33 protein-coding genes are annotated in these 22,490 nt (G+C 62.3%); all 33 read right to left on the reverse strand.

The genetic code is table 11. The features are described 5' to 3' along the window. Positions 1 to 3 precede the first annotated feature (3 nt). On the reverse strand, positions 4 to 1,314 hold the full coding sequence (locus tag BLT09_RS05110) for a replication-associated recombination protein A (RefSeq protein ID WP_091591189.1): 1,311 nt from the start codon (positions 1,312 to 1,314) through the stop codon (positions 4 to 6). A gap of 51 nt (positions 1,315 to 1,365) precedes the next feature. Next, a complete protein-coding gene (locus BLT09_RS05115) occupies positions 1,366 to 2,853 on the reverse strand; it encodes a DegQ family serine endoprotease (protein ID WP_091591774.1) in 1,488 nt (495 codons plus the stop codon). Between the two features lie 195 nt (positions 2,854 to 3,048). Further along, positions 3,049 to 3,480: a 50S ribosomal protein L17 gene (gene rplQ, locus BLT09_RS05120; RefSeq protein WP_023799277.1), complete on the reverse strand. Its 432-nt coding sequence runs from the start codon at positions 3,478 to 3,480 to the stop codon at positions 3,049 to 3,051. A 144-nt stretch (positions 3,481 to 3,624) separates the two neighbouring features. Next, on the reverse strand, positions 3,625 to 4,635 hold the full coding sequence (locus BLT09_RS05125) for a DNA-directed RNA polymerase subunit alpha (RefSeq protein WP_023799278.1): 1,011 nt from the start codon (positions 4,633 to 4,635) through the stop codon (positions 3,625 to 3,627). Between the two features lie 184 nt (positions 4,636 to 4,819). After that, positions 4,820 to 5,209, reverse strand: a complete 390-nt coding sequence (gene rpsK, locus BLT09_RS05130; protein WP_023799279.1) for a 30S ribosomal protein S11 — start codon at positions 5,207 to 5,209, stop codon at positions 4,820 to 4,822. A gap of 158 nt (positions 5,210 to 5,367) precedes the next feature. Further along, a complete protein-coding gene (gene rpsM / locus BLT09_RS05135; RefSeq protein ID WP_023799280.1) occupies positions 5,368 to 5,736 on the reverse strand; it encodes a 30S ribosomal protein S13 in 369 nt (122 codons plus the stop codon). A 191-nt stretch (positions 5,737 to 5,927) separates the two neighbouring features. Beyond that, entirely contained in the window at positions 5,928 to 6,548 is a 621-nt protein-coding gene (locus BLT09_RS05140; protein WP_091591190.1) for an adenylate kinase, read from the reverse strand. Further along, positions 6,545 to 7,885: a preprotein translocase subunit SecY gene (gene secY, locus BLT09_RS05145; RefSeq protein WP_091591192.1), complete on the reverse strand. Its 1,341-nt coding sequence runs from the start codon at positions 7,883 to 7,885 to the stop codon at positions 6,545 to 6,547. The genes BLT09_RS05140 and secY overlap by 4 nt, the downstream gene beginning before the upstream one ends. A 190-nt stretch (positions 7,886 to 8,075) precedes the next feature. Next, positions 8,076 to 8,549, reverse strand: coding sequence for a 50S ribosomal protein L15 (gene rplO / locus BLT09_RS05150; RefSeq protein WP_091591193.1), 474 nt, complete (start codon positions 8,547 to 8,549; stop codon positions 8,076 to 8,078). Between the two features lie 22 nt (positions 8,550 to 8,571). Continuing rightward, positions 8,572 to 8,769 carry a 50S ribosomal protein L30 gene (gene rpmD, locus BLT09_RS05155; RefSeq protein WP_006205449.1) on the reverse strand — a complete coding sequence of 66 codons (198 nt, stop codon included), beginning with the start codon at positions 8,767 to 8,769 and terminating at the stop codon, positions 8,572 to 8,574. A 25-nt stretch (positions 8,770 to 8,794) separates the two neighbouring features. After that, positions 8,795 to 9,358: a 30S ribosomal protein S5 gene (rpsE, locus tag BLT09_RS05160; protein ID WP_006333394.1), complete on the reverse strand. Its 564-nt coding sequence runs from the start codon at positions 9,356 to 9,358 to the stop codon at positions 8,795 to 8,797. Between the two features lie 156 nt (positions 9,359 to 9,514). Next, the gene (gene rplR / locus BLT09_RS05165) at positions 9,515 to 9,874 is read right to left on the reverse strand and encodes a 50S ribosomal protein L18 (RefSeq protein WP_023799284.1); all 360 of its coding nucleotides are present in this window, start codon (positions 9,872 to 9,874) and stop codon (positions 9,515 to 9,517) included. A 192-nt stretch (positions 9,875 to 10,066) separates the two neighbouring features. Beyond that, positions 10,067 to 10,600, reverse strand: a complete 534-nt coding sequence (gene rplF, locus BLT09_RS05170; RefSeq protein ID WP_023799285.1) for a 50S ribosomal protein L6 — start codon at positions 10,598 to 10,600, stop codon at positions 10,067 to 10,069. Between the two features lie 111 nt (positions 10,601 to 10,711). Further along, positions 10,712 to 11,110: a 30S ribosomal protein S8 gene (gene rpsH / locus BLT09_RS05175; RefSeq protein WP_006205453.1), complete on the reverse strand. Its 399-nt coding sequence runs from the start codon at positions 11,108 to 11,110 to the stop codon at positions 10,712 to 10,714. A gap of 12 nt (positions 11,111 to 11,122) precedes the next feature. Then, the gene (gene rpsN, locus BLT09_RS05180) at positions 11,123 to 11,428 is read right to left on the reverse strand and encodes a 30S ribosomal protein S14 (protein ID WP_023799286.1); all 306 of its coding nucleotides are present in this window, start codon (positions 11,426 to 11,428) and stop codon (positions 11,123 to 11,125) included. Positions 11,429 to 11,455: 27 nt separating this feature from the next. Beyond that, positions 11,456 to 12,034, reverse strand: a complete 579-nt coding sequence (rplE, locus tag BLT09_RS05185) for a 50S ribosomal protein L5 (protein ID WP_023799287.1) — start codon at positions 12,032 to 12,034, stop codon at positions 11,456 to 11,458. Continuing rightward, positions 12,027 to 12,341, reverse strand: coding sequence for a 50S ribosomal protein L24 (gene rplX / locus BLT09_RS05190; protein ID WP_091591195.1), 315 nt, complete (start codon positions 12,339 to 12,341; stop codon positions 12,027 to 12,029). Before rplX ends, rplE begins: the two co-directional genes overlap by 8 nt. 12 nt (positions 12,342 to 12,353) lie before the next feature. After that, positions 12,354 to 12,722: a 50S ribosomal protein L14 gene (gene rplN / locus BLT09_RS05195; protein ID WP_006205457.1), complete on the reverse strand. Its 369-nt coding sequence runs from the start codon at positions 12,720 to 12,722 to the stop codon at positions 12,354 to 12,356. Positions 12,723 to 12,793: 71 nt separating this feature from the next. Then, positions 12,794 to 13,033 (reverse strand): 30S ribosomal protein S17, encoded by a 240-nt coding sequence (gene rpsQ, locus BLT09_RS05200; RefSeq protein WP_023799288.1) that lies wholly within the window; start codon positions 13,031 to 13,033, stop codon positions 12,794 to 12,796. A gap of 11 nt (positions 13,034 to 13,044) precedes the next feature. Further along, a complete protein-coding gene (gene rpmC, locus BLT09_RS05205; RefSeq protein ID WP_023799289.1) occupies positions 13,045 to 13,245 on the reverse strand; it encodes a 50S ribosomal protein L29 in 201 nt (66 codons plus the stop codon). 13 nt (positions 13,246 to 13,258) lie between these two features. Continuing rightward, the gene (gene rplP, locus BLT09_RS05210; RefSeq protein WP_023799290.1) at positions 13,259 to 13,672 is read right to left on the reverse strand and encodes a 50S ribosomal protein L16; all 414 of its coding nucleotides are present in this window, start codon (positions 13,670 to 13,672) and stop codon (positions 13,259 to 13,261) included. Positions 13,673 to 13,699: 27 nt separating this feature from the next. Further along, positions 13,700 to 14,425, reverse strand: coding sequence for a 30S ribosomal protein S3 (gene rpsC, locus BLT09_RS05215; protein WP_091591196.1), 726 nt, complete (start codon positions 14,423 to 14,425; stop codon positions 13,700 to 13,702). Continuing rightward, positions 14,425 to 14,814 carry a 50S ribosomal protein L22 gene (rplV, locus tag BLT09_RS05220; RefSeq protein ID WP_023799292.1) on the reverse strand — a complete coding sequence of 130 codons (390 nt, stop codon included), beginning with the start codon at positions 14,812 to 14,814 and terminating at the stop codon, positions 14,425 to 14,427. Before rplV ends, rpsC begins: the two co-directional genes overlap by 1 nt. A 2-nt stretch (positions 14,815 to 14,816) precedes the next feature. Continuing rightward, a complete protein-coding gene (gene rpsS / locus BLT09_RS05225) occupies positions 14,817 to 15,095 on the reverse strand; it encodes a 30S ribosomal protein S19 (RefSeq protein WP_006205463.1) in 279 nt (92 codons plus the stop codon). A gap of 16 nt (positions 15,096 to 15,111) precedes the next feature. Beyond that, positions 15,112 to 15,945 (reverse strand): 50S ribosomal protein L2, encoded by an 834-nt coding sequence (gene rplB / locus BLT09_RS05230; RefSeq protein ID WP_091591198.1) that lies wholly within the window; start codon positions 15,943 to 15,945, stop codon positions 15,112 to 15,114. 23 nt (positions 15,946 to 15,968) lie between these two features. Further along, complete coding sequence (locus BLT09_RS05235; protein ID WP_010909275.1) at positions 15,969 to 16,262, reverse strand: 50S ribosomal protein L23; 294 nt, start codon at positions 16,260 to 16,262, stop codon at positions 15,969 to 15,971. Continuing rightward, a complete protein-coding gene (rplD, locus tag BLT09_RS05240) occupies positions 16,259 to 16,879 on the reverse strand; it encodes a 50S ribosomal protein L4 (protein WP_027154042.1) in 621 nt (206 codons plus the stop codon). Before rplD ends, BLT09_RS05235 begins: the two co-directional genes overlap by 4 nt. Next, the gene (gene rplC, locus BLT09_RS05245; protein ID WP_091591200.1) at positions 16,879 to 17,625 is read right to left on the reverse strand and encodes a 50S ribosomal protein L3; all 747 of its coding nucleotides are present in this window, start codon (positions 17,623 to 17,625) and stop codon (positions 16,879 to 16,881) included. Before rplC ends, rplD begins: the two co-directional genes overlap by 1 nt. A gap of 188 nt (positions 17,626 to 17,813) precedes the next feature. Beyond that, on the reverse strand, positions 17,814 to 18,122 hold the full coding sequence (gene rpsJ / locus BLT09_RS05250) for a 30S ribosomal protein S10 (RefSeq protein WP_006205468.1): 309 nt from the start codon (positions 18,120 to 18,122) through the stop codon (positions 17,814 to 17,816). 63 nt (positions 18,123 to 18,185) lie between these two features. Beyond that, positions 18,186 to 19,361, reverse strand: a complete 1,176-nt coding sequence (gene tuf, locus BLT09_RS05255) for an elongation factor Tu (protein ID WP_091591201.1) — start codon at positions 19,359 to 19,361, stop codon at positions 18,186 to 18,188. A 66-nt stretch (positions 19,362 to 19,427) separates the two neighbouring features. Next, entirely contained in the window at positions 19,428 to 21,518 is a 2,091-nt protein-coding gene (gene fusA / locus BLT09_RS05260; RefSeq protein ID WP_023798114.1) for an elongation factor G, read from the reverse strand. Positions 21,519 to 21,548: 30 nt separating this feature from the next. Beyond that, positions 21,549 to 22,019, reverse strand: a complete 471-nt coding sequence (gene rpsG / locus BLT09_RS05265; RefSeq protein ID WP_008875664.1) for a 30S ribosomal protein S7 — start codon at positions 22,017 to 22,019, stop codon at positions 21,549 to 21,551. A gap of 85 nt (positions 22,020 to 22,104) precedes the next feature. Further along, on the reverse strand, positions 22,105 to 22,476 hold the full coding sequence (gene rpsL / locus BLT09_RS05270; RefSeq protein WP_006333356.1) for a 30S ribosomal protein S12: 372 nt from the start codon (positions 22,474 to 22,476) through the stop codon (positions 22,105 to 22,107). Positions 22,477 to 22,490: the final 14 nt, after the last annotated feature.

A 22,490-nucleotide genomic window follows, 5' to 3' on the forward strand; every position in this document is an offset into this window, starting at 1 on the left:
AGCCTACTTTTTCCGCTCGCCGCGCAGCTTCGCCCAATAGTCGAGCCGCTTCCTGATATCACGCTCGAAACCGCGCTCGGGCGGATCATAGAATTTACGGCGGCCCATCTTTTCCGGAAAATAATCCTGTCCGGAAAAAGCGTCCGGCTCGTCGTGGTCGTAACGGTAGCCGGCGCCGTAATCTTCTTCCTTCATCAGCTTGGTCGGCGCGTTGAGGATGTGTTTGGGCGGCAGCAATGAGCCGAACTCCTTAGCCGCCTGTGTGGCAGCCTTGAAGGCGGTGTAGACGGCGTTGGATTTAGGCGCGCTGGCGAGATAGACCGTGGCCTCGGCGAAGGCGAGTTCGCCCTCTGGCGAGCCCAGATAGTCGTAGGCATCCTTGGCGGCATTGGCGACGACCAGCGCCTGCGGGTCTGCCAGCCCGATATCCTCCATCGCCATGCGCACCAGGCGGCGGCCGAGATAGAGCGGGTCCTCGCCGGCATCGAACATGCGGGCGAGATAATAGAGGGCGGCGTCGGGGTCGGAGCCGCGCACCGATTTATGCAGCGCCGAGATCAGATTGTAATGGCCGTCCTGGCCCTTGTCGTAGATCGGCGCGCGGCGCTGGACGATGCGCTGCAGGCCCTCGGCGCCGAACACCTCGCCTGACTTGGCGGCGCGCCAGACCTCTTCTGCCAGCGTCAGCGCCGCACGACCATCGCCATCGCTCATGCGCACGAGCATCGCCCTCGCCTCGTCGTCGAGCGGCAGCGCCCTGCCCTCGGTCTCCTCGGCACGCGCCAGCAGTTTTGCGATGCTGTCCTCACCGAGCGAATGAAAGACCAGCACGCGCGCGCGGGACAGTAGCGCCGCATTCAGCTCGAAGGAGGGGTTTTCGGTGGTGGCGCCAACCAGCACCACGGTGCCGTCTTCCATCACAGGCAAAAAACTGTCCTGCTGGGCGCGGTTGAAGCGATGGATCTCGTCGACGAAGAGCAGCGTCTGACGGCCGTTGGTGCGGCGCAGCTTCGCCGCCTCGAACACTTTCTTCAGGTCGGCGACTCCGGAAAACACCGCCGATATCTGTTGGAACGCAAGGCTGGTTTCGCCGGCAAGCAGCCGCGCGACTGTGGTCTTGCCCGTCCCGGGCGGCCCCCAGAAGATCATCGAGCCGAGCGAGCCGGAGCCGATCAGCCGCGTCAGCGCGCCGTCGGGTCCGGTCAGATGCTCCTGGCCGACGACCTCGCTGAGGTTCTGCGGGCGCAGCCGGTCGGCCAGCGGCCTGCCGGGCGGCGCCTTTTCCGGTTCATCGACACTGAACAGATCGGCCATGCACGTCTTTTCGTTGGAGCGCGATCTCGTCCGAAGGATCGACGCTCGGGCTCAGTAACGCAACACCTGGCGCAGTATCTGCCCGCCGCGCTCGACGGTAAAGCGCCACCAGCGCGTCTCCTGCATGGCTGCCTGCTCCAGGGTCGCCGCGGTATCGATGGTCAAGCCGTTGACCTCGCGAACGATGTCGCCCGGCTGGAAGCCGAAACCGGCTGCGGGCGAACCGCGATTGATGTCGATCACCGTAACACCCTTGACGTCCGTGCGAATGCCGAGCCGCTGGGCGAGCCGCGGCGACAGTTCCGCAACCTTGGCACCGGAGAACGGGCTGCGACCGCGCAGCGTCACCTCCGCGAGTTTCGCACCTTCCGGCGCACGCTCCAGCGCGATGTCCATCGCCGCTTGCTGGCCTTTGCTCAGAACGGCGAAGCTGGCATTGGTGCCGATCGACAGCGTGGCCATCCGGTAATCCAGCGCCTCGATGCTCTCGACCGGCGTGCCATTGAGCGACAGCACGACGTCACCTGCCTTGAGCCCCGCCTTGGCCGCCGGCCCGGCTTCGTCGATGGACGAAACCAGTGCCCCGGTCGGCGTCTCGAGACCGAGCGATTCGGCGATTTGCGGCGTCACGCGCTCGAATTCGGCGCCGATATACGGCCGCTCGAAGAAGTCGCGCCCGGCCTTGGCCGCATCGGCAAAAGCGCGAACCATATTGGAGGGAATAGCAAAGCCGATGCCGATCGAGCCGCCGCTGCGGCTGTAGATCGCCGTGTTGATGCCGACCAGTTGGCCACCCATGTTGATCAGCGCACCGCCGGAATTGCCGGGATTGATCGCAGCGTCGGTCTGGATGAAGAAACTGGAATCGGAAACGCCGATGTGGCTGCGGGCAAGTGCCGAAACGATGCCGCTGGTGGTGGTCTGGCCGACGCCGAAGGGGTTGCCGATGGCCAACAACAGGTCGCCGACCTCGAGCGCGTCGGAATCGCCGACGGCGACGACCGGAAATGGCTTGTCGGCGGAGATCTTGAGCACGGCGAGGTCAAGCGTCTCGTCCTTGAGCAGCACCTTGCTGTCGAATTCACGCCCGTCCGCGGTGGCGACCTTGACCTGATCGGCGTCCTTGATGACGTGGAAATTGGTGACCACTATGCCTGTCGGGTCGACCAGCACGCCGGAGCCGAGCGAAGACTGCGCACGCGGCTGCGAACGACCGAAGAACTCTTCGAAGAACGGATCGCCGTCGAAGGGCGACCTCAGCCTGGCCGTTTGCGAGGCATAGACATTGACCACGGCCGGCGCCGTCTGCTTGACCAGCGGCGCAAACGACAGTTGCATTTCGTCGCGGCCGAACGGCACGCGCTTGTCTGGACCGGAGGTGGCATTATCGCCTTCGGCGCCGCGCAACATGTCGGTCAGCACGTCGGACAGACCGGGATCGGCCTTGGTGTCCTGAGCCAGCGCCTGCCTGGCGGCCGGCACGAGCGCCGCCGCCATCAAGGCGCAGAGTAGAACAAGGGACAGCCGTTTTACGCGCATTCCGAATCCTCCGGGGTCGGGCGCCATTGTCCCGACGATTGTGCAAAATGAAAGGCTAAGTCGATGTAATCGAATTATTCTCGAGGAAAAGACATGGGCTTAAGTCAAGACAGTCCCCGCAATGCTCCCTACCGCTGCCAGAATGCACAAAAGGGCCCGCAGGCCCTTTTGAACTCCTTGAGGGAAAACCGAAGCTTATGCGGCTGCGGCTTCCTCGTCGGTGCCTTCTGCCTCGATGCGGGCACGGTCGCCGGCGCCCTTGGCCGAGGTGTCGCGATCGACGAACTCGATGACCGCCATGGCGGCATTGTCGCCGTGGCGGAAGCCCGCCTTCATGATGCGCAGATAGCCGCCGTTGCGGGTGGCGTAGCGCGGCGCGATCGTGTCGAACAGGCGCTTGACGACGCCTTCATTGCCGATCTGGGCAATCACCTGGCGGCGGGCATGCAGGTCGCCGCGCTTGCCGAGCGTCACCAGCTTCTCGACGATCGGACGCAGATCCTTCGCCTTCGGCAAGGTGGTGAGGATCTGCTCATGCTCGATGAGCGACACGGCAAGATTGGCAAACATCGACTTGCGGTGGCTTATGCTGCGGGCGAACCGGCGGCCTTTAAATCCGTGGCGCATGGCTCTTCTCCTGGTGTTGTGGGCGGTTGGCCCGGCTGTTTCGTTTTGTGAATGGTCAATAGTGAATGGTGAATGGAAGGGCTCTACCTCTCCGAAGTCGCCGACCGACGACCATTCACCATTTCACCATTCTCAATTCACCGGTCAGTATTGATCTTCGTAACGCTTGGCGAGGTCTTCGATGTTTTCCGGCGGCCAATCCGGCACTTCCATGCCGAGGTGCAGGCCCATCGCCGCCAGGACTTCCTTGATCTCGTTCAGCGACTTGCGGCCGAAGTTCGGGGTGCGCAGCATCTCGGCTTCGGTCTTCTGGATCAAGTCGCCGATATAGACGATGTTGTCGTTCTTCAGGCAGTTGGCCGAACGCACCGAAAGCTCGAGTTCGTCGACCTTCTTGAGCAGCGCCGGGTTGAAGGCAAGCTCGGTCACCTGCTCGGCGGCGACCTCCTTCTGCGGCTCGTCGAAATTGACGAACAGGCCAAGCTGGTCCTGCAGGATGCGGGCGGCGAAAGCCACCGCGTCCTCGCCCGAGATCGAACCGTCGGTGTCGATCGTCATGGTCAGCTTGTCGTAGTCGAGAACCTGGCCCTCGCGGGTGTTCTCGACCTTGTAGGAGACCTTCTTGACCGGCGAGTAGAGGCTGTCGACCGGGATGAGGCCGATCGGCGCGTCTTCGGCGCGATTGCGGTCGGCCGGAACGTAGCCCTTGCCGGTATCGACGGTGAACTCCATGCGGATTTCTGCGCCCTCGTCCAGCGTGCAGATGACGTGGTCGGGATTGAGGATCTCGACGTCGCCGACCGTCTGGATGTCGCCGGCCAGAACAGCGCCCGGTCCCTGCTTGCGCACGACCATGCGCTTGGGGCCGTCGCCTTCCATGCGGATGGCGATTTCCTTGATATTCAAGACGATGTCGGTCACGTCCTCGCGCACGCCGGCGATCGACGAGAATTCATGCAGAACGCCATCGATCTGCACGGCGGTCACAGCCGCGCCACGCAGCGAAGACAGAAGCACGCGACGCAGCGCGTTGCCGAGGGTCAGGCCAAAGCCGCGCTCGAGCGGCTCGGCGACCAGCGTGGTCAGCGTCTTCTTCTTCGAAGAGAACTCGATCTTGTTCGGCTTGATCAGTTCCTGCCAATTTTTCTGGATCATGATGCTTTCCTTCCGTTGACCCGCCACCATCCAATCGTGGCGGGCGACCTGGAATGCCGTGGAGGAACGCTAATGGCGTTCGCGCGGCGTTCGGTAATTTTTTCCCTAAAGCGCGTAGCCCTTCAGGTCTCTGTTCTTATGCCTGTCGTTGCCCCAAACCGCTGCGCGTTTTGGGCAACAGGCATTAGACGCGGCGCTTCTTGCGCGGGCGGCAGCCATTGTGCGGGATCGGCGTCACGTCACGGATCGAGGTGATGGTGAAGCCGGCTGCCTGCAATGCGCGCAGCGCCGATTCACGACCGGAGCCCGGTCCGCAGACCTCGACCTCAAGCATGCGCATGCCGTGTTCCTGGGCCTTCTTGGCAACGTCCTCGGCAGCCATCTGGGCAGCGAACGGGGTCGACTTGCGAGATCCCTTGAAGCCCTGGGCTCCCGCCGACGACCAGGCAATCGAATTGCCCTGCGCGTCGGTGATGGTGATCATCGTGTTGTTGAAGGTCGAGTTGACGTGGGCAACGCCCGACGAGATATTCTTGCGTTCGCGACGGCGAACACGTGTGGCTTCCTTGGCCATGATGGTCCTTTCAGTTGATCTCTACACCGCCGTAATGCCAGCGGCTCCACCTTCGTAAGGGAGTAGGGGAATAGGGCAGTAAGGGAGTATGTTAGTACGGCGCGGTCGTCCGCGACCAAACATACTGCCCTACTGCCCTACTCCCTTATTCCCCTAAATTACTTCTTCTTGCCAGCGATCGACTTGGCCGGACCCTTGCGGGTGCGCGCATTGGTATGCGTGCGCTGACCGCGAACCGGTAGCGATCGGCGATGACGCAGGCCGCGATAGCAGCCGAGGTCCATGAGCCGCTTGATGTTCATCGACACTTCGCGGCGCAGATCGCCCTCGACCTGGTAGTCACGGTCGATCGTCTCGCGGATCTGCAGCACTTCCGCGTCGGTCAGCTGGTTGACGCGACGCTCGGCCGGGATGCCGACCTTGTCGACGATCTCCTGGGCGAAGCTCTTGCCAATGCCGTGAATGTACTGAAGCGCAATGACGACGCGCTTGTTGGTCGGAATGTTGACGCCGGCTATACGAGCCATGTTCTTCTCTTCTCCATGTGGGCCGGACAAGCCGGCGCTGTCAAAGTTGCCCCGCGTCCGGTGGAGGCCGGCCCATGCGGGAGTTTCCAGTTCAAAGCGGCTGCCTTGCCCTTGCGGGCAAGCAAGCCTCATGCCTGATAGGAAGACGGGCCGCCATACCCCAGCGAACCGCTCCAGTCAAGCGCAATCGTTTATTTTCCGTTCGCAGACCGTTGCGCCGCCGCTGGGGTCGCAGCCGTGAGCACCGCTTCGATCTGCCGCGTCACCGCATCGATGTCGGCCATGCCGTCGACACCTCTCAGCTTGCCCTTGGCATAGTAGTAGCCGATCAGCGGCGACGTCTTCTTGTAGTACTCCTTCAGGCGCTCTTCGAACACCGCCGGATTGTCGTCCTTGCGCACCGGCAGACCCGTGGCCTTGGCCTCTTCGGCGCGCTTGCCGATTCGGCCAACCAGCGCCTTGTCGTCGACGACAAGTTCGATGACGGCGTCGAGAGTGAGGCGGCGAGCCGAGAGCATCGATTCAACCGCGTCCGCCTGCACCAGGGTTCGCGGATATCCGTCAAGGATGAACCCCCTTGCGCAATCGGCCTGATCGATACGCTCGGCGACGATAGCGTTGACGATGGCGTCGGAAACCAGTTCGCCAGCGTCCATCACCGCCTTGGCCCGTTTGCCGACTTCGGTGCCGGCCTGGACAGCAGCGCGCAGCATATCGCCCGTCGAGAGTTGGGGAATGCCGTATTTTTCTACCAGTCTTTGTGCTTGCGTCCCCTTGCCCGCCCCTGGCGGCCCAAGCAATATCAACCTCATCTGGCTTTCTTCCCCCCGCGCAGCTTCGACTTCTTGATCAGGCCCTCATACTGGTGCGCGATCAGGTGACCCTGAATTTGCGCCACCGTGTCGAGCGTTACACTGACCACGATCAGAAGCGATGTGCCACCGAGGTAGAATGGTACGCCAGTCGCTGAAATCAGGAACTCGGGCAGCAGACACACCAGCACCAGATAAATGGCGCCGACGACAGTTATGCGGGTAAGGACATAGTCGATGTAATCCGCGGTGCGCTCGCCCGGACGGTAGCCCGGAATGAAACCCGAATGCTTCTTGAGCTGGTCGGCGGTGTCCTTCGGGTTGAAGACGATCGCCGTATAGAAGAAGGCGAAAAACACGATCATCGCCGCATAGAACGCCATGTAGAGCGGCTGGCCATGACCGAGTGCCGCCAGGACGGTGCTGGCCCAGGCTGGCATGTTGGTCGTCTGCGAGAAGCCGGCGACCGTCGCCGGCAGCAACAGCAGCGAAGAGGCGAAGATCGGCGGAATGACGCCGGCCGTGTTGAGCTTGAGCGGCAGGTGCGAGGTGTCGCCCTGGAACATGCGGTTGCCGACCTGGCGCTTGGGATACTGGATCAGCAAGCGCCGCTGGGCGCGCTCGAAGAACACGATCAGCGCGATGACGACGACGGCCAGAACGATGATCGCCAGGATCAGGCCGGTCGACAGCGCGCCGGTGCGGCCAAGTTCCAGCGTACCGGAGATGGCTTGCGGCAGGCCGGCGACGATGCCGGCAAAGATGATCAGCGAAATGCCGTTGCCGATGCCGCGGGCGGTGATCTGCTCGCCGAGCCACATCAGGAACATGGTGCCGCCGACCAGCGTGATGACGGTCGAGATGCGGAAGAACATGCCGGGATCGCTGACGATGCCGCTGCCGCCTTCCAGTCCGACCGCAATGCCGTAGGCCTGGACCAGCGCCAAGAGCACGGTGCCGTAGCGGGTATACTGGTTGATGACCTTGCGGCCCTGCTCGCCTTCCTTCTTCAGCGCCTCCAGTGATGGGATGACGGAGGTCATCAGCTGCATGATGATGGAAGCGGAAATATAGGGCATGATGCCGAGGGCAAAGATCGCCATGCGTTCGACGGCGCCACCGGCGAACATGTTGAACATGCCAAGCACGCCCTTGCTCTGCGACGAGAAGGCCTGGGCGAAAGCGTCGGGATTGATGCCGGGCAGCGGGATATAGGTGCCGAGGCGGTAGACCAGCAACGCACCAACGGTGAACCAGATGCGCTTCTTCAGATCCTCCGCCTTGGCGAAGGCCGAGAAATTCAGATTCGAGGCTAGTTGTTCAGCAGCCGAAGCCATGCCTGATTCTCCGCTTGGTCACGCTCGATGGCCCGCAACTCAGGCGGCGCGTGTCACCGAAGCTCACGAGATAAGCTCCGGACTGCAAACATGCAAGCGGCCGCGTTGACGCGGCCGCCATATTGAGCAGATCAAAGCGCAATCAAAAGCGAAACGTGTCCCGCTCTGCCGATCGCGCTTCAAATCGCCGTTACTCGGCTGCTGCCTTTTCCGGCAGCTTCACCGAACCGCCGGCCTTTTCGATCTTCTCGATGGCAGCCTTGGAGGCGCCGGCCACGTCGAAGGCAAGCTTCGACTTGATCTCGCCGTCGGAGAGGATGCGCACGCCGTCCTTGACGCGGCGGATGACGCCGGCCGCGACCAGCGCTTCGGCGGTCACGGTCGTCTTGGCGTCGAGCTTCTTGGCATCGAGCGCGGCCTGGATGCGGGCCAGCGACACGACGGTAAAGCTCTTGGCGAAGATGTTGTTGAAGCCGCGCTTCGGCAGACGCCGGTAGAGCGGCATCTGGCCACCCTCGAAGCCGTTGACGGCGACGCCGGAGCGCGCCTTCTGGCCCTTGACGCCGCGACCGGCGGTCTTGCCCGAGCCGGAGCCGATGCCGCGGCCGAGACGCTTCCTGGAATGCGTCGCGCCGTCCTTGTCACGCAGATCGTTGAGTTTCATCTGGGTTCTCCTGCGCTCTGGTTCAGCCCTCGTCCACGACGCGGACGAGATGCTGGACGGCAGCGATCATGCCGCGCACGGAGGGGGTGTCCTCCAGCGTGCGCTGCTTGTGCATCTTGTTGAGGCCGAGGCCGACCAGCGTCGCGCGCTGCTCCTTCGGCCGGCGGATCGGCGAACCGATCTGCTCGACGGTGATGGTCTTGGTTGCTTTCTTGGCCATGGTCAATATCCCTGGTCAGCGTCGACTATTCTTCGGCCGCAACGGCGGTGCCGCGGCGGGCCTGAAGGGTCGAATACTTGATGCCGCGCGCGGCAGCCACATCCTTGGGATGCATCTGGCTCTTCAGCGCGTCGAAGGTGGCGCGAACCATGTTGTAGGGGTTCGACGAACCCATCGACTTGGCGACCACGTCATGCATGCCGAGCGTCTCGAAGACGGCGCGCATCGGGCCGCCGGCGATGATGCCGGTACCCTGCTTGGCAGCGCGCAGCAGAACGCGTCCGGCGCCCCAGCGTCCTTCGACGTCGTGATGCAGCGTACGGCCCGAGCGCAGCGGCACGAAGATCATGTCGCGCTTGGCCGATTCGGTCGCCTTGCGGATCGCCTCTGGCACTTCGCGCGCCTTGCCGTGACCGAAGCCGACACGGCCCTTCTGGTCACCGACGACGACGAGTGCTGCAAAGCCGAAGCGCCGGCCGCCCTTGACGACCTTGGCGACGCGGTTGATGTGGACGAGCTTGTCCACCATGCCGTCGTCGCGCTCTTCGCGATCACGGCCGCGGCCGCCATCCCTACGTTCCTGTGCCATATCCTGTTCCTTGTTTTTTTCCGGAAGCACGGTTGATGATGATATCCGGTTCCCTCTGTGGGTTGCCGGGAGCGAAACTCATTTTTCCCTTCGCATGATCTTGTCCGAAAAGTCTGCAACTTATTGCTGCGCTGACCTCCGGTTCAGGATCATGCTTTAGAAGCTCAAGCCACCTTCACGGGCGGCCTCGGCCAGCGCCTTGACGCGGCCGTGATAGATGTACGGTCCGCGGTCGAAGACGACTTCCTTGACGCCGGCCTTCGAAGCGCGCTCGGCAATCAGCTTGCCGATTGCCACAGCGGCGGCAGTGTCGGCACCGGTCTTGAGCGAACCCTTGAGGTCCTTCTCCAGCGTCGAGGCGGCAGCGATGGTGTGGCCCTTGGCGTCGTCGATGACCTGGACGTAGATGTTCTTCGACGTGCGGTGGACCGACAGACGCGGACGCTCGCCAGCGACCTTCTTGATCTGGCGGCGGACGCGCTGAGCGCGGCGTTGGGTGGAGTCTTTCGAGCCCATGATATCAGTTCCTTGCCTTCAAAAAACGGGGGCAACCCTGTGCGGTAGGACAAGCCTCCCGCGACCGCTCCCCGCGGCGTTGATTTGCAGTGAATGGTGAATGGAAAAATGGTGAAAGGTAGAAACCAGGTGCCGCCCGGCTCCTGCCCATCCTACTGCCATTTTACCATTCACCATTCACCATTGACGAAATTACTTCTTCTTGCCTTCCTTGCGGACGATCTTCTCGCCAGCGTAACGAACGCCCTTGCCCTTGTACGGCTCAGGACCGCGATATTCGCGGATCTCGGCAGCGACCTGACCGACCTTCTGCTTGTCGATGCCGGTCACGGTGATTTCCGTCGGCTTCGGCACCGTGATGGTGATGTCCTGCGGCGTTTCGTAGACGACGTCATGGCTGAAGCCGAGCGCCAGCTGCAGGTTCTTGCCCTGCATGGCGGCGCGATAGCCGACGCCGGTGATCTCGAGCTTCTTTTCGAAACCGTCCTTGACGCCCTGCAGGATGTTGACGATCTGCGTGCGCGACATGCCCCATTTGGAACGGGCGGTCTTGGTCTGGTCGCGTGGCTGGACAGCGATCTCGCTGCCTTCCATCTTGACCAGCACTTCGTCGTTGACCACGAACTTCAGCTCACCCTTGGGGCCCTTCGCCGTGACGGTCTGGCCGTCGACGGTCGCGGTCACGCCCTGCGGCAGCGAAACGGGTTTCTTTCCAATACGAGACATTTTGTTGTCCTCGTCACTTCTCTTGTTTCAGGTCTCTGTTTCGAGCGTGATCTTGTCCGAATCCGGGTTCCACTTTTCACTGCGTGGTTCGGTTCGGGATCGCGCTCCAGATCAGAAGATCTGGCAGAGGATTTCCCCGCCGACATTCTGTTCACGCGCTTCGTGGTCGGCCATCACGCCCTTCGGCGTCGAAAGGATGGCGATGCCGAGGCCGTTGGCGACGTGCGGGATCGACTTCGCCGAAACGTAAACGCGACGGCCCGGCTTCGAGACGCGGGCGATTTCGCGCACCACCGGCGCACCGTCGAAATACTTCAGCTCGATCTCGATTTCGGACTTGCCGTTGTCGAAGTCGGTCTGGCTGTAGTCGCGGATATAGCCTTCCGCCTTCAGCACGTCGAGGACGCGGGTGCGCAGGCGCGAGGCCGGCGTCGAAACGCTCGACTTCTTGCGGCCATAGGCGTTGCGGATGCGGGTCAGCATATCGCCGAGAGGATCGCTCAATGACATGTTATGTCCTCCTTACCAGCTCGACTTGACCAGGCCCGGGATCTGGCCGTTATTGCCGAGATCACGAAGCGCGATGCGCGATACTTTGAGCTTGCGATAATAGGCACGCGGACGTCCGGTGACTTCGCAGCGGTTGCGGATGCGGATCTTGGCCGAGTTGCGCGGCAGTGCCGCAAGCTTCAGCTGAGCGCGGAAGCGCTCTTCCATCGGCTTGGACTGATCCATGATGATCGCCTTGAGGACCTTACGCTTGGCAGCGTACTGGTCCACAAGCTTGCGGCGCCTGTTGTTCTTCTCGACTGAGCTGGTCTTTGCCATTTCAGATTTTTCCTTTTCTCGCTGCCGTTACTGGCGGAAGGGGAAGTTGAAGGCCTTGAGCAATGCCCTGGCTTCGTCGTCCGTCTTCGCAGTCGTACAAACGATGACGTCCATGCCCCAGATCTGATCAACCTTGTCGTAGTTGATCTCCGGGAACACGATGTGTTCCTTGATGCCCATGGCATAGTTGCCACGGCCATCGAAGCTCTTCGGATTGAGTCCGCGGAAGTCGCGGACGCGCGGCAGCGCGATGTTAACGAGGCGGTCAAGGAACTCGTACATGCGTTCCTTGCGCAGCGTGACCTTGGCGCCGATCGGCATCTTTTCGCGGACCTTGAAGCCGGCGATCGAGTTGCGCGCATGGGTGACGACGGCCTTCTGGCCGGCGATCAGCGCAAGATCTTCCGCCGCGATCGAAGGCTTCTTCGAATCGCCGGTCGCCTCGCCGACGCCCATGTTCAGCACGATCTTGTCGATGCGCGGAACCTGCATCTCGTTCTCGTAGCCGAACTGCTCCTGCAGCGCCTTGCGGATGGTCTCGTTGTAGACCTGCTTGAGGCGCGGCGTGTTCTGGGCAGTCGCCTGCTTGGTTTGAGCCTTAGCCATTGATGACTTCTCCCGAGCGCTTGGCGACGCGCACCTTCTTGCCGTCCTTCTGGAAGATGAAGCCGACACGGGTCGGCTTGCCATCCTTGGGGTCGGCCAGCGCGATGTTCGACAGCTGGATCGGCGCTTCCTTGGTGATGATCCCGCCCTCTTGGGACTGGGACTGCTTCTGGTGACGACGGATCATGTTGACGCCCCGCACCAGCGCGGTGTCTTCCTTCGGCTGTACCGAGAGGACTTCGCCCGAACGGCCCTTGTCCTTGCCGGCCAGCACGATGACCTTGTCGCCTTTTCTAATCTTCTGCATTGGTCCGGCTCCTTACAGCACTTCAGGCGCGAGCGAGATGATCTTCATGTGGTTCTTGGCGCGGAGTTCGCGCGGAACCGGTCCGAAGATACGCGTGCCGATCGGCTCTTTCTTGTTGTCGACGAGAACGGCCGCGTTCTTGTCGAAACGGATCACGCTGCCGTCCGGGCGGCGGATGTCCTTGGCCGTGCGAACCACGACCGCCTTCATCACATCGCCCTTCTTGACGCGGCCGCGCGGGATGGCTTCCTTGATCGACACCACGATGATGTCGCCCACGGAAGCGTATTTCCGCTTCGAGCCGCCCAGCACCTTGATGCACATGACACGACGGGCGCCGGAATTATCCGCGACGTCGAGGTTTGTTTGCATCTGAATCATGACTGGCCGCCTTCTTCTCTTCTAACGGGACGGGCGCAAAGCCCCTCCCCGGTCTGTCCAAAATTCGTTGTTTACGCCTGGTCCGAAGACACGACGGTCCAGCGCTTGTCCTTGGAAATCGGCTTCGATTCCTGGATGAACACCTGATCGCCGACCTTGTGGGCGTTGTTCTCGTCGTGCGCCTTGTACTTCTTGGTCATGCGCACGGTCTTCTTCATCACGGGATGCGTGAAGCGCCGTTCGACCTTGACGACAACCGTCTTCTCGTTTTTGTCGCTGACGACGGTGCCCTGCAGAATGCGCTTTGGCATGGTTTTCGTCCTTAAGCCTTCTTAGCCGCGGACTTTTCCGCAGCGATGGTCTTGATACGCGCAATGTCCTTGCGGACCTGCCTCACGCGCGCGGTCTTCTCGAGCTGGCCGGTGGCCTTCTGGAAGCGCAGGTTGAACTGCTCCTTCTTCAGGCTGGCCAATTCGTCGGTCAGCTGGTCCTGGGTTTTGGTCCGGATGTCTTCGGCTTTCATGATCAGCCCGTCCTTATTCTGCGATGCGCTGTACGAAGCGCGTCCTGACCGAGAGCTTGGCCGCGCCGAGACGCAGCGCCTCACGGGCGGTTTCCTCATTGACGCCGTCGATCTCGAACATGATGCGGCCAGGCTTGACGCGCGCCGCCCAGTAATCGACCGCGCCCTTGCCCTTGCCCATGCGGACTTCGGTCGGCTTCGACGTCACCGGCACGTCCGGGAAGATACGGATCCAGACGCGGCCGGCGCGCTTCATCTCGCGGGTGATCGCGCGGCGGGCCGCCTCGATCTCACGCGCGGTGACGCGGTTCGGCTCAAGCGCCTTCAGCCCGAAACCGCCGAAATCCAGATTGGTGCCACCCTTGGCGGCACCATGGATACGACCCTTGAACTGCTTGCGGAACTTTGTGCGCTTTGGCTGCAGCATCGTTCTAACTCCAAATTCTCAACTGTCTCAGGCGTTTTCGCGACGGCGACCGCGTTCGCGCTCACCACCACCGCCATGCGCATGATCGCCCTCGGTGGCGCGGCGCTCCGAAGCCATCGGGTCGTGCTCGAGGATTTCGCCCTTGAACACCCAGACCTTGACACCGCAGATGCCGTAGGCGGTGTGTGCTTCGGCCGTGCCGTAGTCGACATCGGCGCGCAGCGTATGCAGCGGCACGCGACCTTCGCGATACCATTCCATGCGCGCGATCTCGGCGCCGCCGAGACGGCCGGCGCAGTTGATGCGGATGCCTTCGGCACCGAGGCGCATCGCCGACTGCACGGCGCGCTTCATGGCGCGGCGGAATGCGATACGGCGCTCGAGCTGCTGGGCGATCGACTGGGCGACCAACGTCGCGTCGATCTCGGGCTTACGCACTTCGACGATGTTCAAATGCGTCTCGGACTTCGTCATCTCCATCAGCTTCCTGCGAAGCTTCTCGATGTCGGCGCCCTTCTTGCCGATGATCAGGCCCGGACGCGCCGCATGGATGGTGACGCGGCACTTCTTGTGCGGACGCTCGATCACGACCTTCGAGATCGCAGCCTGCTTGAGTTCCTTCTCAAGATAGTTGCGGATCTTGATGTCCTCGTGCAGCAGCTTGCCGTACTCGCCGGTGTTGGCGAACCAGCGCGAATCCCAGGTGCGGTTGATGCCGAGACGCAGACCGATCGGATTGATTTTCTGGCCCATTATGCGGCCTCCACTTTTTCTTCGACTTCACGAACGACGATCGTGAGGTGCGAGAACGGCTTCTCGATACGGCTGGCGCGGCCACGGCCACGGGCATGGAACCGCTTCATGACGATCGACTTGCCGACATAGGCTTCCGCCACGATCAGCGCATCGACGTCGAGGTCGTGGTTGTTTTCCGCGTTGGCGATCGCCGATTCCAGCGTCTTCTTGACCGTGCCGGAAATCCGCTTGGCCGAGAATTCGAGATCGGAAAGCGCTGTCGCGACCTTCTTGCCGCGGATCAGCGCGGCAACCAGGTTCAGCTTCTGCGGGCTGATACGGATCGTGCGCAACACGGCGCGCGCTTCGTTGTCAGCAAGCCTGCGCGGAGCTTTGGCCTTGCCCATGATTATTTCCTCTTCGCCTTCTTATCCGCGCCGTGACCGTAATAGGTCCGGGTCGGAGCGAATTCACCGAACTTGTGGCCGACCATGTCCTCGTTCACCGAAACGGGAACGTGCTTCTGGCCGTTGTAAACACCGAAGGTGAAGCCGACGAACTGCGGCAGGATGGTGGAGCGACGGCTCCACATCTTGATCACCTCATTGCGACCACCTTCACGAACCTTGTCCACCTTCTTGAGAAGGTAGCCGTCGATGAAGGGGCCTTTCCAAATCGAACGAGTCACTTGGCGTTACCTCTTCTTAGCTCTTGCGCTGATGGCGCGAGCGCAGGATGAACTTGTCGGTCGCCTTATTGGACCGCGTCTTCTTGCCCTTGGTCGGCTTGCCCCAAGGCGAAACCGGATGGCGGCCACCCGAGGTGCGGCCTTCGCCGCCGCCGTGCGGATGGTCGACCGGGTTCATGGTCACGCCGCGGTTGTGCGGACGTTTTCCCCGCCACACCGTGCGGCCTGCCTTGCCGTCATTGATGTTGCCGTGGTCCGGGTTGGACACGGCGCCGACAGTGGCCATGCACGAGCCGTGGACGACACGCTGCTCGCCGGAGTTGAGGCGCAGGATCGCCATGCCCTGGTCACGGCCGACGAGCTGGGCATAACCGCCAGCCGAACGGGCAACCTGGGCGCCCTTGCCCGGCTTCAGCTCGATGTTGTGGACGATCGTGCCGACCGGCATCGAGGCCAGCGGCATCGCATTGCCCGGCTTCACGTCGACCGCTTCGCCGGCCACGATCTTGTCGCCGGCAGCAAGGCGCTGCGGAGCGATGATGTAGGACAGCTCGCCATCGTCATACTTGATCAGCGCGATGAAGGCGCTGCGGTTCGGATCGTATTCGACACGCTCGACCGTGCCGACAATGTCGAACTTGCGGCGCTTGAAGTCGATGATGCGGTACGTACGCTTGTGACCGCCGCCGATGAAGCGGGCCGTGATGCGGCCGTAATTGTTGCGGCCGCCCGATTTGGTCAGGCCCTGGGTCAGGCCCTTGACGGGCTTGCCCTTGTAGAGGCCCGAGCGGTCGACGATGACCAGCTGGCGGGTGCTCGGCGTTATCGGGTTGAATTTTTTCAGTGCCATGTCTGTTGTCCTCGCGGTCTTGCTCAGAGACCCGTCGCGACGTCGATCGACTGGCCGTCGGCCAGCGTCACAATCGCCTTCTTGACGTCGCTCTGGCGGCCGATCGTGCCGCGGAAGCGCTTGATCTTGCCCTTGCGGACAAGCGTGTTCACGGCCATCACCTTGACGCCGAACAGCGCTTCGACGGCAGCCTTGATTTCCGGCTTCGACGCCTTCTTGGCGACGTTGAAGACGACCTGGTTCTGCTCGGAAGCCATGGTCGACTTTTCGGTGATCGCCGGCGAGACGATCACGTCGTAGTGACGAAGGTCGGTCATTTGAAGCGCTCCTCGAGAGCCTCGACGGCGGCCTTCGAAAGGACCAGCGTGCCGCGGCGCAGAATGTCGTAGACGTTGATGCCCTGGATGGGCAGCACGTCGATGTTCGGGATGTTCGTCGCCGCCAGCTTGAAATTCTTGTCGAGCTCGGCACCGCCGATCAGCAGGGCGTTGGACAGGCCCAGCGTCGCGAAATTCGCGATCAGCGCCTTGGTCTTGGCCTCGGTCAGCATCAGCTCATCGATGATGATGAGCGAGGCGCTCTTGGCCTTGGCCGAGAGAGCATGCTTGAGGCCCAGCGCACGCACCTTCTTCGGCAAATCGTGCTCGTGGCTGCGGACGACCGGGCCGTGGGCCTTGCCGCCGCCGCGGAACTGCGGAGCGCGTGCCGAATGGTGACGGGCGCGGCCCGTACCCTTCTGCTTGTACATCTTGGCGCCGGTGCGGGCGATCTCGGCGCGACCCTTGGTCTTGTGCGTGCCCTGCTGCTTCTTGGCAAGCTGCCAGCGCACGACGCGCTGCAGGATGTCCTCGCGCGGATCAAGGCCGAAAATCTCCTCGGAGAGTTTCACCTTGCCGGCGTCCTTGCCGCCAAGCGTTGTGATCTTGAGGTCCATTATTCCGCTCCCTCTGTGGCCGGGGCATCTACTGTGGCCGGGGCATCGTTCTTGGCGCCATCATTGGTTGCAATGGCGCGGATTGCGGCGGGCTTCGGCGCATTGGCCGGCAGCGCAACCTTGGCTGCGTCACGGACCAGGATCCAGGCGCCCTTCGAACCGGGAACCGCGCCGCGGATCAGGATCAGACCGCGATCGGCATCGGTCGAGACGACCTCGACATTCTGCGTGGTGACGCGGGTGTCACCCATGTGGCCGGCCATATGCTTGCCCTTGAACACCTTGCCCGGGTCCTGGCGCTGGCCGGTCGAGCCGTGCGTACGGTGCGAGACCGAGTTGCCGTGGGTCGCGCGGCCGCCGCCCATGTGGTGCCGCTTGATGACGCCCTGGAAACCCTTGCCGATCGTGGTTCCCGTCACATCGACCTTCTGGCCGACGACGAAATGATCGACGGTGATCTCGGCGCCGACATCGATCATGTTGTCGGCGGAGACGCGGAACTCGGCAACCTTGGCCTTCGGCTCGACGGAAGCGGTCGCGAAATGGCCGCGCATCGCCTTCGACGTGTTCTTCACCTTGGCAAGGCCAACGCCGAGCTGGACGGCGGTATAGCCGTTCTTCTCCTGCGTGCGCTGCGCCACGACCTGGCAGTTCTCCATCTGGAGAACGGTGACGGGAACATGTTCCCCGGCATCGTTGTAGATGCGGGTCATTCCCACCTTCTTTGCAATCACACCTGAACGCATCGGTTCATTCCTTTAGAGTTCCCTGTCGGGGCTGTCGCCCCTCCACGCCTCTTGTTCCTTCAGAGTTCCCTGTCGGGGCTGTCGCCCCTCCACGCCTCTTGTTCCTTCAGAGTTCCCTGTCGGGGCTTGTCGCCCCTCCACGCCTCTTGTTCCTTCAGAGTTCCGGGTCGCCCCGCCGCTCTGGTTCCTTAGAGTTTGATCTCGACGTCGACACCGGCGGCAAGATCGAGCTTCATCAAAGCGTCGACCGTCTGCGGGGTCGGATCGACGATGTCGAGCAGACGCTTGTGCGTGCGCATCTCGAACTGCTCGCGGCTCTTCTTGTCGACGTGAGGCGACCGGTTGACCGTGAACTTTTCGATCCGCGTCGGCAGCGGAATGGGGCCGCGGACGTTGGCGCCGGTACGCTTGGCCGTCGACACGATTTCCCGCGTCGAGGCGTCAAGCACCCGGTGATCAAACGCCTTCAGGCGGATGCGGATATTCTGTCCGTTCATGCGTCACTTCCTTGTTCTGGCGCGGCGCGGGCAGCGCCCGCGACAGATCGGTTTAAGTCCAAATTACTCTTTGATGGTGACGACGATGCCGGCACCGACGGTGCGGCCGCCTTCACGGATGGCGAAGCGCAGCTTCTCTTCCATGGCGATCGGCACGATCAGCTCGACATCGACGGTGATGTTGTCGCCCGGCATCACCATCTCGGTGCCTTCCGGCAGCGACACGATGCCGGTCACGTCGGTCGTGCGGAAGTAGAACTGCGGCCGGTAGTTGGTGAAGAACGGCGTGTGACGGCCGCCCTCGTCCTTGGTCAGGATGTAGGCTTCAGCGACGAACTTCTTGTGCGGCTTGACCGTGCCCGGCTTGGCCAGAACCTGGCCGCGCTCGACACCTTCACGGTCGACACCGCGCAGCAGCGCGCCGATGTTGTCGCCGGCCTGGCCCTGGTCGAGCAGCTTGCGGAACATCTCGACGCCGGTGCAGGTCGTCTTGGTGGTCGGACGGATGCCGACGATCTCAAGCTCCTCGCCGACCTTGACCACGCCGCGCTCGACGCGGCCGGTCACAACCGTGCCGCGGCCAGAGATCGAGAACACGTCCTCGATCGGCATCAGGAACGGCTTGTCGAGCGGGCGAACCGGCGTCGGGATGTAGTCGTCGACCGCAGCCATCAATTCGCGGATCGAATCCTCGCCGATCTTCTTGTCGGAATCTTCCAAAGCCGCAAGCGCCGAACCCTTGACGATCGGAATGTCGTCGCCGGGGAACTCGTTCTTGGTCAACAGCTCGCGCACCTCGAGCTCGACCAGCTCGAGAAGCTCGGCGTCGTCGACCTGGTCGACCTTGTTCAAGAACACCACGATCGACGGCACGCCGACCTGACGGGCCAGCAGGATGTGCTCGCGGGTCTGCGGCATCGGGCCGTCGGCGGCCGACACGACCAGGATCGCGCCGTCCATCTGCGCAGCACCGGTGATCATGTTCTTGACGTAGTCGGCGTGGCCGGGGCAGTCGACATGGGCGTAGTGGCGGTTGGCCGTCTCGTATTCGACATGCGCCGTCGAGATGGTGATGCCGCGCGCCTTCTCCTCGGGCGCCGCATCGATCTGGTCGTAGCGCTTGTATTCGCCAAAATACTTGGTGATCGCCGCCGTCAGCGACGTCTTGCCATGATCGACATGGCCAATCGTGCCGATGTTCACATGAGGCTTTGTACGCTCGAATTTACCTTTTGCCATGTGATCTCTCCATTCCTGCTCGCCCGTGCGGGCTTTGAATTAAGTTAGCGCTGCAACCCGTTGGGGTTACGCGTATTTCTTCTGGACTTCCTGAGCGACCGCGGTGGGGACCGGCTCGTAGTGATCGAACTGCATCGTGTAGGCCGCGCGGCCCTGGCTCATCGAGCGCAAATTGTCGACGTATTTGAACATGTTGGCGAGCGGCACCATGGCGTTGACAACAACCGCCACGCCGCGCGATTCCTGGCCCTGAATCTGGCCGCGACGGCCGTTCAGATCACCGATGACGCTGCCGACATAATCTTCCGGCGTCACCACTTCGACCTTCATGATCGGCTCGAGCAGCTGCACGCCAAGCTTGGGCGCCGCTTCACGGAAGCAGGCACGGCCGGCGATTTCGAAGGCGAGCACCGAGGAGTCGACATCATGGTAGGCGCCGTCGATCAACGTCGCCTTGACGCCGATCATCGGGAAGCCGGCGAACGGGCCGGAGGTCATGACGCTGTTGATGCCCTTTTCGACACCGGGGATGTATTCCTTCGGCACAGCGCCGCCGACGATCTTGGATTCGAACAGGAATTCGCTGCTTTCCGGATTCGGCTCGAACAGGATCTTGACACGGGCGAACTGGCCGGTGCCGCCGGTCTGCTTCTTGTGGGTGTAGTCCTGCTCGTGCCTGCGGGTGATCGTCTCGCGATAGGCCACCTGCGGCGCGCCGACATTGGCCTCGACCTTGAACTCGCGACGCATGCGATCGACGATGATGTCGAGGTGGAGTTCGCCCATGCCGGAGATGATCGTCTGGCCGCTTTCCTCGTCGGTCTTGACGCGGAAGGACGGGTCCTCGGCGGCCAGGCGATGCAGCGCAAGGCCCATCTTTTCCTGGTCGTTCTTGGTCTTCGGCTCAATCGCGATCTGGATGACCGGATCGGGGAATTCCATGCGCTCGAGGATGACCGGATGCAGCGGATCGCAGAGCGTGTCGCCAGTCGTCGTGTCCTTGAGGCCGGCCAAAGCGACGATGTCGCCGGCGAAAGCCTCTTCGACGTCAGCGCGCGAATTCGCATGCATCTGCAGCATGCGGCCGATGCGCTCCTTCTTGCCCTTCACCGTATTGTCGACCGAGATGCCCTTGGTGAGCTTGCCCGAATAGATGCGGGCAAAGGTGAGCGAGCCGACGAACGGGTCGTTCATGATCTTGAAGGCGAGCATCGACAGCGGCTCGCTGTCGTCGGCGTGACGCTCGATCTCGGCGTCGGTCTTGGCATCGACGCCCTTGATGGCCGGAACGTCGGCCGGCGACGGCAGATATTCGACGACTGCGTCGAGCAGCGGCTGCACGCCCTTGTTCTTGAAGGCCGAGCCGCAGAACATCGGGTAGAACTTCACCGCGATGGTGCCCTTGCGGATCAGAGCGCGAATCTCGTCATTGCTGGGCATCTTGCCTTCGAGGTAATTCTCGAGCGCCGTCTCGTCCATTTCGACGGCGGCCTCGATCATCTTCTCGCGATATTCTTCGGCGCGAGCCTTGAGGTCGTCCGGGATCTCGACGACGTCCCAGGCGGCGCCCAGCGTCTCGTCGCGCCAGACCAGCGCGTTCATCTCGACGAGATCGACGACACCCTTGAACTCGGTCTCGGCGCCGATCGGCAGCTGCATGACGACAGCCTGCGCACCGAGGCGCGAGCCGATCATTTCGACCGAGCGATAGAAATCCGCGCCGATCTTGTCCATCTTGTTGCAGAAGATCATGCGCGGCACGCGGTACTTGTCGGCCTGGCGCCAGACGGTCTCCGTCTGCGGCTCGACACCGGCGTTGGCGTCGAGCAGCGCAATGGCGCCGTCGAGTACGCGCAGCGAACGCTCGACCTCGATGGTGAAATCGACGTGGCCGGGAGTGTCGATGATGTTGAAGCGGTGCATCTTGCCGTCACGAGCCTTCCAGAAGGTCGTGGTCGCGGCGGACGTGATGGTGATGCCGCGTTCCTGCTCCTGCTCCATCCAGTCCATGGTCGCAGCGCCGTCATGGACTTCGCCGATCTTGTGCGACTTGCCCGTGTAGTAGAGGACGCGCTCGGTGGTCGTCGTCTTGCCGGCGTCGATATGCGCCATGATACCGAAATTGCGGTAGTCTTCGATTTTATATTCACGGGCCATGGGAGGTGCCTCTTCAGTCTCGTTCGCGCTTTACCAGCGGTAGTGCGCGAAGGCGCGGTTGGCTTCTGCCATCTTGTGGGTGTCTTCACGCTTCTTGACGGCGGTGCCGCGGTTGTTGGCCGCGTCCATCAGCTCGCCGGAGAGGCGGTCGACCATCGTGGTCTCGTTGCGGTTGCGGGCGGCGGCGATCAACCAGCGGATGGCCAGCGCCTGACGGCGCTCGGGGCGCACGTCGACCGGAACCTGGTAGGTGGCGCCGCCGACGCGGCGCGAACGCACTTCCACATGCGGCGCGACATTGTCGAGCGCCTGATGGAAGACGGTGACCGGCTCCTGCTTGGTCTTGGACTGGACCTGGTCGAGCGCGCCGTAGACGATGGTCTCGGCAACCGACTTCTTGCCGTCATACATGACGGCGTTCATGAATTTGGTGACGATCAGATCGCCGAACTTCGGGTCCGGGTTGATCTCACGCTTTTCTGCACTGTGACGACGGGACATTTTTTCTCTGCCTCAATTCTGCGTGGTGGCCTGGATCCCGGATCGTCGCCTGGCGCCGTCCGGGATGACCTTGGCTACGCTTCGGTCACTTCGGACGCTTGGCGCCGTATTTCGAACGGCGCTGCTTGCGGTTCTTCACACCCTGCGTGTCGAGCACGCCGCGGATGATATGGTAGCGGACGCCCGGAAGATCCTTGACGCGGCCGCCGCGGATCATCACCACCGAGTGTTCCTGAAGGTTGTGGCCTTCGCCGGGGATGTAGCCGATCACTTCAAAACCATTGGTAAGGCGGATCTTGGCCACCTTGCGCAGCGCCGAGTTCGGCTTCTTCGGCGTCGTTGTGTAGACGCGCGTGCAGACGCCCCGCTTCTGCGGGTTCTGCTGCATGGCCGGGACCTTGTTGCGCTTCACCGGCGCAATGCGCGGCTTGCGGATCAGCTGGTTGACGGTAGGCATTAAACCCTCTTGTC

This window comes from Mesorhizobium muleiense (assembly GCF_900099905.1).
Lineage (GTDB): Bacteria > Pseudomonadota > Alphaproteobacteria > Rhizobiales > Rhizobiaceae > Mesorhizobium > Mesorhizobium muleiense.